Genomic DNA, 16,794 nt, shown 5'->3' with positions numbered 1-16,794 from the left:
GGCTTAGTGACTAAACTGAGCTTTATTCTAGATTAGACGTCGTTTAGCGGTTATGCTTCTGCTGTAACAACATTTGTCTGAGTCTCTTTACCGGCTTGGTCTTGATCAAATCCTTCATGCAGGTGGTAGTAGCGCTTATAAACAAGAGCACTTACCGTCATTAGAATCGCTGGTAAACCTACCATCATAAACTGCAGTCCCATGATAGTGCTGTCAGACTGTTCCACGTTTGGTACATAACCCACCACAGACAAGCCCATACCAACAATAAAACCACCAGCCGCGCCTGCAAACTTAACAAGCATAGTTTGAACAGAGAAGATAACACTCTCACTGCGACGACCCGTTTTGTGTTCACCGTAATCAACAACATCGGCAAGCATTACAGTTTGCAGTGCGTTAGCGATACCCACACCAAACTTGATAGCAGCACCTGCGATACCGATTAGAATCGCGTTACCTGGAGCGATAAAGCCCATGATAAGTAGAGTGGTACAAGACAGCACTGGGAAGCCACAAGCGATAACCCATAGGTGTTTGCGTGGTAACACTGATGCAATACGAGGGAACAAGAATACGCCTGCAACTTCAGCGATACCTGCCACCATCATATAAACGGGGAACAAGTCAGCGTTGCCTAAAGCGTAAGAGAAGTAGTAAATCGCAAAACCACCCACCAACAAGTTTGCTATTTGGAACGACAATACGGTACCAATAAGTGCTTTTAGTTGGTCATTCTTACCAATGATAACCATTACATCTTTAAAGCTGAAACGCTCAGCTGGTTTCGCATTTGCTGGTGCCGATTTTTCTTTTACGTTGCGAGCAATCAAGAATGCACTCATCACGAACAGCACAGCAATCAACATAGCAACGTTGAAGAAACCTTGTCCTTGGTCGCCGTCACCCAGTTTACCGACAATATGTAGCCCGTAAGTACCCGTAATAAACCACGCCAAGCTAGCAAATAATCGTGGCCAAACAACCAACTTTTCACGTTCTTGACGAGAGCTCGATAGTGCAGGAATCAAAGACCAATATGGAATGTCCATAATAGTGTACGTAAGGCCCCACAGAATATAAGCAGCCGCTGCATAAATGTATAACGTAGTGCCTTCAAACATATGCGTACTAAAAAGACCAACAAGCACTACAGCATTTAACAGGGTTCCAATCACTATCCAAGGACGGAATTTACCAAACTTAGAGCGTGTGTTATCAACGATAACGCCCATCATTGGGTCGGTCACCGCGTCGACAATGCGCGCGGCCAAAAAGATAGTACCCACAAATGCCGCTGACAGCCCAGCAACATCGGTGAAGTAAAACATTAAGAAGATGTAGATTGGAGCACAGGCAAAGTCTTTACCTAAAGCCCCAAGTCCATACGATAATTTGGTTTGTAGAGTAATTTGATCAGACATAGTATTTCCTTCAGGCGCGTAACTTCATCTCCTAACAGACGTTGAAACGCTTACCTTTTATTTATAATAATTTATCCACTCAAGTTCTGTTTTAGAGCCACTCTGTGGTCGCTTCTTAAAACACTCAAGTATCAAGTCCGATGCTAATGTAACCATTCCAACGAACAGATACTGTGATCAACAACCACTCCATGGAAACGTTTTCAGTCAAATATCCAAAGTGAGAGATCGAACAATAAAACCCTCGAATTGATAGAGAATATCGCTAATTAAAGTGCTCAAAACAGTTCATTGTGTGAAGTAACGCATGAGAACGATTACATAAGTACAGTATCACGCTGGGAATACCTACAGTTCTCCAATCTATACGGGCACATCAAATTGATTTGATAGTTCATGACGGCTTATTAAAGGCAATAAAAAACCGCGTAATTTCACCTACGCGGTTCATCAAATATAAAGCCTATGCTAAAACTTACTCGATACGTTCAAACTTAATCAGCATCGCTGTTTCTGCGTCAAGTATTGGCATCGTCAGCCCCACCTCGGCACACCAAGCACCTGATAATTCACAGCAAGACTCTGTCCATGGCGGTTGATAATTCACAATATCATCGTAATTTGACGGTTTATCAATCACAGATACCTTGTATAAACTTTGTGGATCTAGCCCAGGTATACGCAAATGACCACTCAATGAATTGGTTGGCATCGCAAGCTGTGCAATCATCACCACAGCTTCTGACACATCTTCGGAGACGACCGCATGGATTTGATGGGCACTATCGTCCGTTGGAACTCGCCAAGTTCTCCCGCTATGCAGTAACGGGCGCAGCATCTTATGTAGCTTGATGTAGTGTTCAAAGCCCTGCTTCTCTTCTTGCACTTCTTTCACAGGATCTAATTCAATCCCCATATGACCAAACAGTGCTGTTAGACCACGAAACTCAATACTATGACGACGACGAGTGCTGTGGCAGTGGCTCGCACCAATATGGCTTCCCATTACCTCAGGGGGGAAGAAGTAACTCATCCCACGCTGAATCGTTTGTCTTTCCAGCGCGTCATTGTTATCAGACGCCCAAAAACGTTGCGTACGCTTAAGAACCTCAAAATCGATACGACCACCACCAGCCGCACACGATTCAATATCAACCATTGGGTGCTTCTCTCGGACTTTATCGACCAACTCATAATAACGAGCGGTTTGTTGATGAGCCGCAGCCCTGCCTAGATGCGCAGGTTGTACAACTTCTCGGTTCATATCCCACTTAATGTAAGCAATGTTGTACTGACTTAAGAAGTGGTCAAGACGCTCAAACAAAAAGTCGAATGCTTGTTGATTCTGAAGATCGATAACATATTGATTACGACCCGTTGGTTGGTCATAGCCGTCAACCGCAAGCAACCAGTCTGGATGGGCTCGGTATAAGTCAGAATCCTTATTGATCATCTCAGGTTCGAACCACAATCCAAACTCCATACCCAACTGATTAACGTGCTCAACTATCGGATCTAAACCATTTGGGTATTTTTCTTCATCTAAGAACCAATCCCCTAGCGCAGCCTTGTCTCCGCAGCGCCCTTTGAACCAGCCATCGTCAATGATAAAACGCTCTACTCCCATATCCGCGGCTTGGCTAGCCATCGACATAATATAATCAGGATCATGGTCAAAATAGATGCCTTCCCAAGTATTAAGATGGATAGGTCGAGGCTTTTGTGCGAAAGACTCCGGCAAGATGGAACAACGCACATGGGAGTGGAACTGATGGCTCATTCCATTTAAGCCTTCCGAACTGAAACTGGCATATAACCAAGGTGTCGTTAAGCTTTCACCTTCATCCAATGTAATCTCACCCGGTAGATAAATAACTTCCGCTTGCACGTAGCGACGACCGTCTGCTTTTACATCCGCGCGCAGTCTGTGGTTACCACTCCAAGCGAAGTGAATCCCCCACACATCACCTGCCATTTCATTAAAGTTAGCGGTACCGACAACCATCGCTGGATAATGTTCATGAGACGTTCTTCCGCGACGATTTTCTTGCTGATAGCCCCCTTGCTGTAAGGGTTGACGCACCGTTTGGAACTCATGTACCCAGCGGCCGTAGTACGTCATCAACTCATTAGCTCTTGCTGGTAATGGCAAAGTATTGGCGAGACGGTTCACCTGATAAAGGCCGGCTTTAACGTTGGTTAAGGTGTGACGAGATTTCACAACATCATGTTTATCGAGGCATAACTCGGTTGTTAAACGTAAGCCTGCACGTATATCTTCACTCTCAATGATTAGGCTAGATGGTGTTTGTTGAACATCCGTAATAGAGAAAACAGGCGCCCAGTCCAATCCGTCTCGGTGCCCTTCTAATGCCGGACTGCTGAAAACACCGCGCCCGAGCTCTGGGCTCAGAGACATAGCAACATCATTATCAAGGCGGCCGTATGGAACCGGTCTTTCAAGAGAAACACGGAAGCTAGCTAAATCACCACGAACGGGAGCTCCCCAATGAAGAATTTCGGCAAAATCGCCAAGTTCTACAATCAGTTGCGAGTGTTGACCGGTAATATCAATTAGGGATTTATTCGTCATTTTTTTAACCTTAACGCGTTTAATTACCCCGTATCATAATTATTAAGCCCAGAGTTTCTGTGATCAAACTCGAAATCATGAAAACGTTTCCAGTAAATATTCAAGACTGATAACTTTGGTAAATAGCTCCTAATTCAAAGATTTAGATTGACCACCATTCCATCTCATATTGCCTACCTCTAGGTAGAATTGAACTTTCCACTCTAAATAAAGCAATATAAAACGATAATTAATGGCAATTTAATCTTTTAAATTCAGTATATTAAATCAAAGTTCCCATTAACACATAGGCTAAAATACATTTCCTCTTGAACTGATCACATCACACTCGTATTCTTAGATCTTCGAGTACATCTATGAAGTGTCTCTCTGGGTCCTAACTTTTACATTCCAGCTTGACGGTACAGAACACGATGCTTGTAGCCTTGCTGCTGCATTTGCTTTGATACTTACTTCCTTGTCTCACGAGCCCAGTTATCATTAACTGGGCTGCTTTTCCTCAAAGCCCTCGAACAACCCGACACTCAAAGTACCTCAAACCCGCTTCACCTCAAATTCCAAGACAACCAACAGCATAATCACTCCCTCTAAACCACCACATAGCACTGAGTAAAGAAAACGATTCCACTTTAAAATCACAAAACCTAGCGTAAAAACACCTATACAAGCCCAATAATCAGATCAAAATCACACAAAATAATCACAAACCCATCAATAGCATAAAAATGCCAACTTCATCATGAAAACGTTTCCAGAGTTTATTTACACTCTCGCTCGAGTTAGGACTCAAACATAAAAATATCCATAAATAAAAAATAATGGAGACACTTCATGAAACAAAAAATGCTAGTCAAAGCATTAGGATTCACTCTGTCCCTCGCCCCATTAGTCAGCTTCGCTGCAGTGGAGAACGTAACGTATTTTGGTTATGCAAAATGGGGAAACATCTACACCGATAATGACCAACATAACGACGGCAAAGGAGAACGCAACGACGTTATTCGAGCGGGCCAAGGTTACGGTAACTACCGTTTAGGTAATGAACTAAATTGGTGGGAAGCGGGAGTGAAAGCCGATGTATGGCGTGACAATGACGCCTATTTTGACACCACGATTTATCTAGGCAGTGGAGATAGCTGGGGAGACGTGAGTACGATTCAGCTTTGGTCAGCAGGCCATGGGCTTATCGACGGCCAACCCAACGCAAAAATTTGGGCCGGTGAACGTTTTTACCGTCGCCACGAAGTCCACATGATAGATGTGAAGTACTGGGATACATCCAGCACCGGTCTTGGTATTGAAGATTGGGATCTCGGCTTTGCTGATGCTCACTTAGCTTGGATGGCACCAAACTCTTCAAGTGACGATGGACGCAGCCTTCATAACATCGATGCCCGCTTAAGTGGCATTGAGCTAAGTGAAACAGCAGACCTAACACTCGGCCTAAACTACGTAACCACGCAGAACTCAAGCTACGACGATAAAGACATTACTACTTCTGGCGCAATGCTCTCTGCTCTTTACCGTCAAGCTTGGAACTACGGTTCAAACACCTTGGCCTTCCAATATGGTACCGATGCGTTGGCAGGTGGATTAATGAGTGCTGAAGGTGGATCAAACAGAAAATACAGCACGGGTGTGGAACACGATGGTTCTAGCTGGCGCCTATTTAACCACGGTGACTTGAATATCAGTGAAGATGTTCAAGTGATGTACTCCATCGCTTATCAAGACAAAAACCTAGATAACAACGATGGTGAGAAGTGGTTCAGTGTCGGAGCTCGTCCTCAATATGCTTGGACAGATTACATGTCGACAGCATTAGAGGTGGGTTACGAAACGGTAGAAGCTCAAAACGGCTCGGGCACCAACGATATGTATAAAGTGACCGTGGCTCAAATGTTCCAAGCTGGAAAAGGGGTATGGGCTCGTCCATCTATTCGTATTTTTGCGACGTACTCTGAATCCAACAACGAATGGGACCGTGGTAACGAAGTGTATGGCACGGCGACGAGCATCAATGCAGAGACCGTCGATGAAATTACCTTTGGTTTCAACGTAGAAACTTGGTGGTAAACCACCACACCCGAGCGTCTGTTCAATCAACGAATTGACGCTCAACACTGGAATAGCAATTTAACGGGGAAAGCCGATGTTTTCCCCTTTACTAAGGTAGCAATCAGATGAAATTAAAATCATTGGTGATCATTGTCGCGGCACTCACAGTTAGCGCATGCAGCGGAATACCTGAAAAGGAACTTAATACTGATTTCAATGAGAGTGCATGCTGCTCTCAGCTAAGTGCGCTGCCAATGACGCAATTGTCTGTTCCATTCCACCAACAAGTGATTATGGACGGTCATTTACCGACCCTTTCCTCTTCATTGTTAAATGACAATACACAAGCGGATAGCCAACGCTTTCCGACCATCGCGTACCAAATCAGTGACACGACAGAATCGCTGTCCTTGCTCATTCGTTCATACATTAAAAATGATGCGCTATTCGCACCGTCTATTTATGTCTTTGACAAACAATGGCGACTGCTTGGTCAATACAGTACTAACGACTTCACTTACTACCCGACAACGATGCAAGGGTTAGAAAGAATTGAAGCATCAATTGCACTCGAACCTCAACGAGACAACGCGCAATTTATTGTGGTCAGCGCCGATAGCACTAAGTTAGATAGCGCCATCAATCGAATTCATCCTGAAGATCTGTATTCAGAATCTCAGCAGGTTATTGGCAATAAGCAACTGCCGTTGACTGCGACGTTGAGCTACGTAGGTGTCATTGATGTTACGGCGAGCAAATCAACAAACAGTGCGGTTTTGACTCTATTGGCTGAGCTTGGTGTTTCATCCGACAATGAACCCGAAACCTTAGGTTCAAAGCAAGTTTCTCAACCATCAAATCAGACAATTGAAACCAATCAAAAGGCGCAATGGCTGAATATCCAAAAAGACATTGACCAAGCCCTAAACAACAATGACATCAAACAAGCTGCATTTATTGCTAATCAAGCGGCCGAACAGGGCATACCCGAAGCAAAAGATTATTTATTAAAACAGCTCGCTGAATAGCTGAATAAGCCAACAGAACAATACGCATAACCAACGATTTGATAACGGTCATCACGGCTTAAAAGACCGATGACTTAATAGAATTATTACCCATATTGAACACTTTAAGAGTAGGAATACCATGAAGGCATTTTCAAACATCATCCAAAGACGCGATTGGGAAAACCCACAGTCTGTGAATATCCACTGCCTTAATGCGCACAGCCCATTATCAAGCTACCGCAACCTTAAGCACGCTCGAGACGGCATTGAGTCACAACGTAAATCTCTTAATGGACAATGGAAGTTCAAATACTTTGATGCACCTGAACAAGTTGACGGTGAATTTATCGAAACAAGTTTCAATGACTCACAATGGGACGAGATTACCGTACCATCGAACTGGCAAATGCAAGGCTACGATAAACCTATCTACGCCAACGTAAAATACCCATTTGAAGTGAACCCACCGTTTGTACCGGCAGAAAACCCAACCGGTTGTTACCGCACTCAAATTACGTTGACTAAAAATGACCTAAAGAACACCCAACGTATTATCTTTGATGGCGTCAATTCCGCTTTTCATCTTTGGTGTAATGGCAATTGGGTTGGTTACAGCCAAGATAGCCGCTTACCTGCCGAGTTCGACTTAACTCAGTATCTAACGGTTGGCGACAATACGCTTTCTGTCATGGTGATACGTTGGTGTGATGGTAGCTATTTAGAAGACCAAGATATGTGGTGGCTAAGCGGTATTTTCCGTGATGTGACCTTACTAGCTAAACCAAAGCAGTGCATTGAAGATGTGTTCGTTACGCCGGACTTAGACGCATGCTATCGCGATGGTTCACTGTCTATTGTCACCAAAATTACGGCACCAGACACTTACCAAGTTCAGGTTCAACTGTTTGACGGTGAAAACGCGGTGACTGAACCGCTTATCGATCGCCCTCATAATCGACGAATTGACGAGCGTGGCACCTACGATGATGTGGTATTCCAAACTCTTCATGTTCGAGATCCGAAGAAATGGAGCGCAGAAGTTCCTAACCTTTACCGAATTGTCGTGTCATTGCTTGATAGGCAAGGTAACCACATAGAAAGTGAAGCTTATCAAGTTGGATTCCGTAAAGTCGAAATGACAGACGGTCAGCTAAAGCTAAACGGCAAACCGCTATTGATTCGCGGCGTCAACCGTCATGAGCATCACCCAGAGTTGGGGCATGTGATGACAGAAGAAGACATGATCCGCGATATCTGTCTAATGAAGCAGTACAACTTCAATGCTGTGCGCACCGCTCACTACCCTAACCACCCACGATGGTACGAGCTGTGTGACGAATACGGTTTATATGTGTGTGATGAAGCGAACATCGAGACCCATGGCATGCAGCCTATGAATCGCTTGTCTGCGGATCCGCAATGGGCACACGCTTATATGAGTCGCTATACGCAAATGGTCATGCGTGATAAGAACCACCCTTCTATCATCATCTGGTCTTTGGGCAACGAGTCAGGGCACGGCAGCAGCCACAATGCGATGTATGCTTGGTCGAAACAGTACGATCCTTCTCGCCCGGTACAGTATGAAGGCGGTGGTTCAAATACCACAGCGACCGATATCATTGCGCCAATGTACGCACGCGTTAACAGCACTATCGAAGACGATGCCGTTCCAAAATGGTCTATCAAGAAATGGGTTTCTCTGCCTAACGAGCAACGCCCGCTTATTCTTTGTGAATACGCACACGCAATGGGTAACAGTTTGGGTAGCTTTAATGATTACTGGGATGCATTCCGAGAATATCCTCGCCTACAAGGCGGTTTCATCTGGGATTGGGTTGACCAAGGACTAAGCCAATGGGATGAAAACGGTGAACACTTCTGGGCCTACGGTGGAGACTTTGGCGATGTCATCAACGACCGTCAGTTCTGCATCAACGGTTTGATCTTCCCAGATCGCAGCGTACACCCGACCTTGGAAGAGGCGAAATACTGCCAGAGAATGATCAATGTGACGTTAGCAGAGCAAACTGAAGATCAATGCCGCCTAACGGTAACCAATGAAAACCTGTTCCGAGCGACTGACAATGAAATCTTACGCTGGCGATTGCTCGAAAATGGCATCGTGATTCAATCAGGGCAACAAGTCTTATCCGTTGCTGAAGATAGTAAACAAGAGCTGGTAATTGACCTCGCTTTCACACCAAAAGCACAAGCCGAATATCATCTCAACACCGATATTACTCTGACTCATTCAACCAAGTGGGCAGGGGAAGGCCATGTTTGTGCGACGGAGCAATTTGCTTTACGTAACCATGCTGGCTTGCAACTCCCGATCACGGCAAATGCTTTGGCTCCCCAGTTACATCAGCAAGACAATAAAGTGGTCGTGTCTAGCCTAGATGAAACACATCAATGGCAATGGGATACAGAGAGTGGATTGTTGACCCACTGGATCGTTGATGGGCAACCGCAAGTTATCAAGGCACCTGTCGATAACTTCTATCGCGCGCCACTTGATAACGACATTGGTATCAGTGAGATAGACAACATCGACCCAAATGCATGGGCTTGTCGCTGGGAACTTGCAGGCATTGGTCAATGGGAGCGTCAGTGTACAAGTTGTGTCGTGCAAGCGCTCGCAGACTCAGTACAAGTTGCGTCAGTATTCGCCTACCAATTTAATGGCCAAATCCAAGCGATTACCAAATGGCAATACACCTTAAATAACCTAGGCGAAATGAATATCGCGGTTGATGTCAACTTAGCCGATCACTTACCACCGATGCCACGCATTGGTCTTGAGATGGAGCTACCTTTACCACTCGAAACTGCCAATGAAACTCCAGTATCGTGGCTGGGATTAGGTCCTTTTGAAAACTATCCAGACCGTTTGGCTGCTGCTCGATTCGGTTTACACAAACAGACACTGGATCAGATGCATACGCCGTATATATTCCCAACCGATAGCGGGTTACGTTGCGGAACCAAAAACTTGAATGTAGGAAATATCGGGATCGAAGGCGATTTTTCATTCAGTGTGAGTCAGTACAGCCAGCAACAATTAACGGATGCTAAGCATACCAATGACCTGACTCGTGAAGAGAAAATCTATGTACGCGTAGATCACCAACATATGGGTGTTGGTGGTGATGATTCTTGGAGTCCAAGTGTTCACCAAGAGTTTCAACTCACCGACAATCAATATCGTTATCAGGTTACGCTAACAAGCGCATCGTAAGTAGATTCGGACCAAGCGGCTTGCTCTAAGCCACTTGGTTCCCCTATTACTTTGGGTTACCTGTGATTACCTTACTTCACGCGACAACAGCTCACACGACAGCAGTCCACACGCCAATGTGACTCAAAAACCAAGCTCAAATCTAGAGCTTGGCTTATTATTTTCAAACTAGTCAGCCAATCAAAAATAAACCATCAAACCTCGTCATATTTGATGTTTAATATTTGAATTGCCTAACTATCCGTTGTTAAATGTCCAACCACCAGCACACAGCATTATATTCAGAATAAGAGAGCGGAATGGCTACCATTAAAGATGTTGCGAAGGAAGCAGGCGTATCAATCGCGACCACCTCTCGAGTAATCAACAATGCACCTCACACCAGTGAAACCGCAATTGCGGCGGTAAAAGCCGCTATGGAAAAACTCGGCTATCGCCCAAATGCCAACGCCCGTGCATTGGTCAGCAAATCTTCAAACGCGATTGGTGTACTGGTTAATGATGTTTCTGCCCCGTTCTTCGGCTCGATGATCAAAGCCATTGATACCGTGGCAAGTGAGCAAGAAAAGCAGCTACTGATTGGCAGCGGCTACCATGACGCGACCAAAGAGCGTAATGCGATTAACTTGCTGATCAACAGCCGCTGCGAATCACTCGTGGTTCATAGCAAAGGCATTAGCGACGAAGAATTGGTTAAGCTAGCCAATGAAGTGCCCGGCTTAGTTCTCATCAACCGAATTGTTCCCGATATCGAACACCGCTGTATTGCTCTCGACAACCGCCGCGGCTCTTACATCGCGACTGAGTATTTGATTAAAAACGGCCACAAGCACATTGGCTACATCTGCTCGAGTCACGATATTGAAGATGCTCACGACCGCTTAGGTGGCTATTTGGATGCATTGAAAGATCACGGTATTGAATCGAACGATGAGTACATCGAATATGGTGAACCTGACGAGCTAGGCGGTGAGCAAGCCATGGTTAACTTAATGGCAAAAAACACAGATATCACAGCCATTGCAACGTATAACGACTACATGGCAGCAGGCTGTTTGGCGTTATTACAAGAAAATGGCGTTCGTATTCCAGAAGATATATCAGTTATTGGGTTTGATGACGGCCACATTGCTCGCTTCATCTACCCTCGATTGACCACCATTCGTTACCCAATTCAAGTCATGGCTAATCAAGCGGTTAAGCTCTCTCTGCAACTCGCAAGTGACGAGCCAAAAGAACACACGGAACATAAGCTATTTATGCCAATTTTGGTGCGCAGAGCCTCTGTTCGAAACATTAATTGAGAAAGCTCAGGTTCATAAAGACTAAGTCATTTCGTTCCTCGACACTTTTTACAACAAAGAAAATAGGATTGATTCGATGAGTTATCATTGAGTTAATCTTATTTTTCATTCCCCGCAAATACCCACCTATACTTAACCTGATCCATCTTAATCAAACGGTTACCCGTTGATTTTTTCACCAAGTGTCTAAATCCCTAGTGATCCTTGGTTGTTATTAGGTGAGCAAAGCAGGATAATATCGGGATCGGAATCTCAAGAATTAATCCATTATGACCGAATACCTTTTGTTGTTGGTTGGCACAGTGCTGGTCAATAACTTTGTGCTAGTGAAGTTTTTAGGACTATGTCCATTTATGGGAGTCTCCAAGAAACTGGAGACTGCGATTGGCATGGGCCTCGCGACGACTTTCGTTCTAACGTTAGCGTCGGTCTCTGCATACCTAGTAGAAACCTACATCCTTACCCCTCTGGGTATTGAATACCTGCGTACCATGAGTTTCATCTTGGTTATCGCGGTGGTTGTTCAATTTACGGAAATGGTCGTTCACAAAACCAGCCCGACTCTTTATCGCCTGCTGGGTATCTTTCTGCCTCTTATCACCACCAACTGTGCGGTATTAGGTGTGGCACTTCTGAACATCAATGAAAACCACAACTTCATTCAGTCGATCATCTATGGTTTCGGCGCAGCGGTGGGTTTCTCTCTTGTATTGATCTTATTTGCTGCAATGCGTGAACGTATTGCGGTTGCTGATGTTCCAATGCCATTCAAAGGCGCATCGATTGCGATGATCACAGCAGGCCTAATGTCTCTGGCATTCATGGGCTTTACTGGGTTGGTGAAATAAACATGAGTACCATTTTAATTGCGATCATTGCGCTAGCCGTTTTAGCCGCTGTTTTTGGCGCTATTTTGGGCTTTGCTTCTATCCGTTTTAAAGTTGAAGCTGATCCTATCGTCGATCAAATCGACACCATTTTACCGCAAACTCAATGTGGCCAGTGTGGCTACCCTGGCTGTCGCCCATACGCAGAGGCGATCGCTAACGGAGACAAGATCAACAAATGTCCTCCGGGCGGCCAAGCAACCATTGAGAAGCTAGCAGATTTAATGGGCGTAGAAGTTGAAGACTCCGCTCATGATTTAGATAACAAAGTAAAAACCGTTGCCTTCATTCACGAAGATATGTGTATCGGCTGTACCAAGTGTATTCAAGCCTGCCCTGTTGACGCCATTGTTGGTGGCACCAAGGCACTGCACACAGTAATTAAAGATGAATGTACAGGTTGTGATCTATGTGTCGCACCGTGCCCTACTGACTGTATTGAAATGATTCCAGTGGCAACAACGACTGAAAATTGGAAATGGCAGATGAACATCATCCCTGTTACTGATATCACTAACCAAGCGACTGATGCGACTGCGTCAGAGCCTAAAGCATAGGGTTAGTATGATCTCTTTAATTGAACAAATTCGCACGGGCTGTATTTGGAACTTCCCTGGTGGCGTGCACCCTGCTGAAAACAAGAAACAGTCGAATACTACTGATATCGTCCATGCAAGGCTTCCAGAAGAAATCGTTCTTCCTGTGAAACAGCACATCGGTAAGCCGGGGAACCTATTGGTTGCTGCTGGCGACACTGTGTTAAAAGGTCAGCAACTTACGGCCTTAGACACAGGTTTTACTTTGCCAGTACACGCACCAACATCGGGTGTGATTACCGCTATCGAACCGCGAACTACCGCTCACCCTTCAGGCTTGAGCGAAATATGCGTGGTTATTAAACCTGATGGCCTAGACACTTGGATTGAAAAAAATCCAGTTGAAGATTTTTCGACAAAGACTTCTGACGAACTGCTTGATGTGATTCGCCAAGCTGGTATTTCAGGCATGGGCGGCGCAGGTTTCCCTACGGCTAAGAAGCTTCAATCAGGCTTAGGTCGTACCGACATTTTGATCGTCAACGCTGCGGAATGTGAACCTTACATCACCTCTGATGACAAGTTGCTTCAAGAACATGCCGACGAAGTATTAAAAGGCATCGAAGTGGTTGAACACATTCTTCAACCAAAGCTGACCGTTATCGGTATTGAAGACAACAAACCAGATGCGATAAAAGCACTTGAGATTGCAGCGAAAGACAAAGATATCGTCATTCGCGTTATCCCAACCAAATACCCTTCTGGTGGTGAGAAGCAACTTATCAAGATCCTCACCAACAAAGAGGTTCCAGCTGGCGGCATTCCTGCAGACATTGGTGTTTTGGTTCAGAACGTCGGCTCTCTTTACTCGATTAAGCGAGCGGTAATTGACGGCGAACCTGTGGTTAACCGCGTTGTGACATTAACCGGTAAAACCTTTAAGCAACCTCGTAACGTTTGGGCGCTATTAGGCACACCAGTACATGAGTTACTTGAAGAGTTTGGCTACAAAGCAGATAAAAAACTGCCGCGTTTAATTTTGGGCGGCCCGATGATGGGCTTTACCTTGCCGCATGCCAATGTGCCAATCACCAAAACGTCGAACTGTATTTTGGCGCCAACGCGTCGTGAGATCTCACCAAGCACTTACGAGATGGAATGTATCCGTTGCAGCGCATGTGCTGAAGCTTGCCCTGCGTCTCTACTTCCTCAACAACTGCAATGGCACGCCAAAGCCAACGAGTTGGATAAGTGTGAAGAGCTAAATATTAAAGACTGTATTGAATGTGGTGCATGTGCATTTGTCTGCCCAAGCGAAATCCCTCTTGTTCAGTACTATCGCCAAGCAAAAGCTGAAATCAAAACTCGAAAAGATGAAGCCGCTGCTGCAGAACGCGCCAAGATTCGTTTTGAAGAGAAGAACGCTCGTATGGAGCGTGATAAAGCCGAACGTGAAAACCGCTTTAAAAAAGCCGCAGATAACCGCCGTAAAGATATGAAAACATCCGGCGGTGATGATGCTATTGCTGCTGCGATTGCTCGTGTTAAAGCACAAAAAGCCGCTGCGGATCAGGCTCCGAATGAAGAACCAGCAGTGAAACCTGCGGTTGCTGCCGCTATTGCGAAGGCAAAAGCGAAACAAGCTGCAGCTCAAAAAGCGGAAGGCGCTGAACCAGACAACTCTGAAATGTCTAAACTGCGTGAAGAGCGCAAGCGTCAAGCGAGAGAGCGCAAAGCACAACAAGCAGCAGCCGATACTCCTGCAGAAAGCTCAGGCGATACGAAGAAAGACGCCGTTGCTGCTGCGATTGCTCGCGCTAAAGCGAAGAAAGCACAGCAAGCGGAATCTGCTTCGGATGCTCCTGTTGAAAGCTCTGGCGATGCTAAGAAAGATGCTGTCGCTGCAGCCATCGCTCGCGCTAAAGCGAAGAAAGCTCAACAAGCGGAATCGGCTTCTGACGCTCCGGCTGAAAAATCAGGTGACGCTAAGAAAGATGCAGTCGCTGCAGCTATTGCTCGTGCTAAAGCGAAGAAGGCTCAACAAGCAGAATCAGCTACTGAAGCTCCGGCAGAAAGCTCAGTTGATGGCAAGAAAGACGCCGTTGCTGCAGCTATTGCTCGCGCTAAAGCCAAGAAAGCTCAACAAGCAGAATCAGCTTCTGATGCTCCGACTGAAAGTACTGGCGACGCTAAGAAAGATGCTGTCGCTGCGGCCATTGCTCGCGCTAAAGCGAAGAAAGCTCAACAAGCGGAATCAGCTGTTCAAACCGAAAGTGAAGCTCCGGCTGAAAGCTCTGGCGACCCTAAGAAAGCCGCTGTTGCTGCAGCCATCGCTCGCGCTAAAGCCAAGAAAGCTCAACAAGCTAAGCAAGACGAAACGGCAGAAACGCCTGAGCCAGTGATTGAAGTTGAAGCTGAAACTCAACAAGAGTCAGTCGATCCTAAGAAAGCTGCAGTTGCCGCCGCGATTGCTCGCGCTAAAGCAAGAAAGGCACAACAAGCGAAACAGGAAGAATCAGCAGAAACGCCTGAATCTGTGGTTGAACCTGCAGTTGAAGTAAAGGCTGAAACTCAATCAGAACCCGTCGATCCTAAAAAAGCAGCCGTTGCTGCTGCTATTGCTCGTGCTAAAGCAAGAAAAGCACAGCAAGAGCTAGATAAAAAGAATAATGAGGAGAAAGAGTAGTGGCCTTCTTTATCGCCAGCTCACCGCACGCACACAGTCGTAGAAGCACCCCAGATCTGATGAAATGGGTCGCTATTTGTGCATTGCCAGGTCTACTAGCTCAAACCTACTTCTTCGGATGGGGTACGCTCATCCAGTTAGTATTTGCTATCGCACTTGCGATTACCTTTGAAGCAGCAATCATGCTGCTAAGAAAGCGCCCGCCAGTGATGGCGCTACGTGATTACAGTGCTGTTGTCACCGCTTGGCTACTTAGTGTCGCGATTCCTCCACACTCTCCCTGGTGGATTCTAGTGATAGGTATGTTCTTCGCAATTGTCATCGCGAAACACCTATACGGCGGACTTGGGCAAAACCCATTTAACCCAGCGATGGTCGCTTACGTTGTTTTGCTGATCTCGTTCCCAGTTCAGATGACCAGTTGGAATGCTCCCGCGAGCTTAACCGCTGAAGCAACCAGCTTTGTGGACTCATTCTTGATGATCTTTACTGGCTTCAATAATGAAGGATTATCTCTACAACAAGCTCGTTTAGGGATTGATGGCACCACAATGGCGACGCCACTCGATGCCTTCAAAACCGCATTAACGGCAGGCAACACCGCTTCTGAAGCTCTGTCTCAACCTCAATTTAGCTGGTTAGCTGGCGTGGGTTGGGAGTGGGTAAACCTTGCTTACCTTATTGGTGGCTTGGTGCTTATCAAGCAACGCGTGATTCAATGGCATATCCCAGTCGCGTTTCTGGGCAGCTTGACCCTATTTAGCTTAGTGTTCTTGATGTTCACTCCTGGCGAAACCGCATCACCGACCATTCATCTATTGTCTGGTGCGACTATGCTAGGCGCATTTTTCATTGCGACCGACCCAGTTTCAGCATCCACGACAGTCAAAGGTCGCTTGGTGTTTGGTGCTCTGATCGGCGGTTTGGTATTTATCATCCGCAGTTGGGGTGGTTTCCCTGATGGCGTGGCGTTTGCTGTATTGTTAGCCAACATGTGTGTTCCACTGATTGACTACTACACCAAACCTCGTACATACGGCCACTAAGGGAGCGGA

General features: G+C 45.8%; 10 protein-coding genes. 8 read left to right on the top strand and 2 right to left on the bottom strand.

Annotation, left to right across the window (positions count from 1 at the left end; translation table 11 throughout):
• Positions 1-50: 50 nt before the first annotated feature.
• Together melB and AB4307_RS13180 are read right to left on the bottom strand one after the other, a co-directional pair.
• Positions 51-1,424: a melibiose:sodium transporter MelB gene (gene melB, locus AB4307_RS13185; protein WP_102394332.1), complete on the bottom strand. Its 1,374-nt coding sequence runs from the start codon at positions 1,422-1,424 to the stop codon at positions 51-53.
• Between the two features lie 475 nt (positions 1,425-1,899).
• On the bottom strand, positions 1,900-4,017 hold the full coding sequence (locus AB4307_RS13180; RefSeq protein ID WP_102321133.1) for an alpha-galactosidase: 2,118 nt from the start codon (positions 4,015-4,017) through the stop codon (positions 1,900-1,902).
• Between the two features lie 831 nt (positions 4,018-4,848).
• Between AB4307_RS13180 and AB4307_RS13175 the strand changes: the two genes are divergently transcribed.
• The 8 genes from AB4307_RS13175 (at position 4,849) to rsxD (ending at position 16,785) form a co-directional block, all read left to right on the top strand.
• Positions 4,849-6,093, top strand: coding sequence for a carbohydrate porin (locus AB4307_RS13175; protein ID WP_136973539.1), 1,245 nt, complete (start codon positions 4,849-4,851; stop codon positions 6,091-6,093).
• Between the two features lie 107 nt (positions 6,094-6,200).
• A complete protein-coding gene (locus AB4307_RS13170; protein ID WP_372110616.1) occupies positions 6,201-7,103 on the top strand; it encodes a MalM family protein in 903 nt (300 codons plus the stop codon).
• A gap of 121 nt (positions 7,104-7,224) precedes the next feature.
• The gene (locus tag AB4307_RS13165; protein WP_372132047.1) at positions 7,225-10,326 is read left to right on the top strand and encodes a beta-galactosidase; all 3,102 of its coding nucleotides are present in this window, start codon (positions 7,225-7,227) and stop codon (positions 10,324-10,326) included.
• Positions 10,327-10,625: 299 nt separating this feature from the next.
• A complete protein-coding gene (locus AB4307_RS13160; protein WP_136973536.1) occupies positions 10,626-11,630 on the top strand; it encodes a substrate-binding domain-containing protein in 1,005 nt (334 codons plus the stop codon).
• A gap of 269 nt (positions 11,631-11,899) precedes the next feature.
• Positions 11,900-12,478 (top strand): electron transport complex subunit RsxA, encoded by a 579-nt coding sequence (gene rsxA, locus AB4307_RS13155; RefSeq protein WP_004734039.1) that lies wholly within the window; start codon positions 11,900-11,902, stop codon positions 12,476-12,478.
• 2 nt (positions 12,479-12,480) lie between these two features.
• Positions 12,481-13,074, top strand: coding sequence for an electron transport complex subunit RsxB (gene rsxB / locus AB4307_RS13150; protein ID WP_004734040.1), 594 nt, complete (start codon positions 12,481-12,483; stop codon positions 13,072-13,074).
• Between the two features lie 7 nt (positions 13,075-13,081).
• On the top strand, positions 13,082-15,739 hold the full coding sequence (gene rsxC, locus AB4307_RS13145; RefSeq protein ID WP_372132045.1) for an electron transport complex subunit RsxC: 2,658 nt from the start codon (positions 13,082-13,084) through the stop codon (positions 15,737-15,739).
• A complete protein-coding gene (gene rsxD / locus AB4307_RS13140) occupies positions 15,739-16,785 on the top strand; it encodes an electron transport complex subunit RsxD (RefSeq protein WP_372132043.1) in 1,047 nt (348 codons plus the stop codon). The genes rsxC and rsxD overlap by 1 nt, the downstream gene beginning before the upstream one ends.
• Positions 16,786-16,794: the final 9 nt, after the last annotated feature.

Origin of the sequence: Vibrio sp. 10N.261.52.C2, assembly GCF_041471425.1 — a bacterium.
Classification (GTDB): Bacteria; Pseudomonadota; Gammaproteobacteria; order Enterobacterales; family Vibrionaceae; genus Vibrio; species Vibrio crassostreae_C.
Note: the sequence above shows the minus strand (reverse complement) of the source record. Positions and strands in the feature narration are given on the sequence as shown.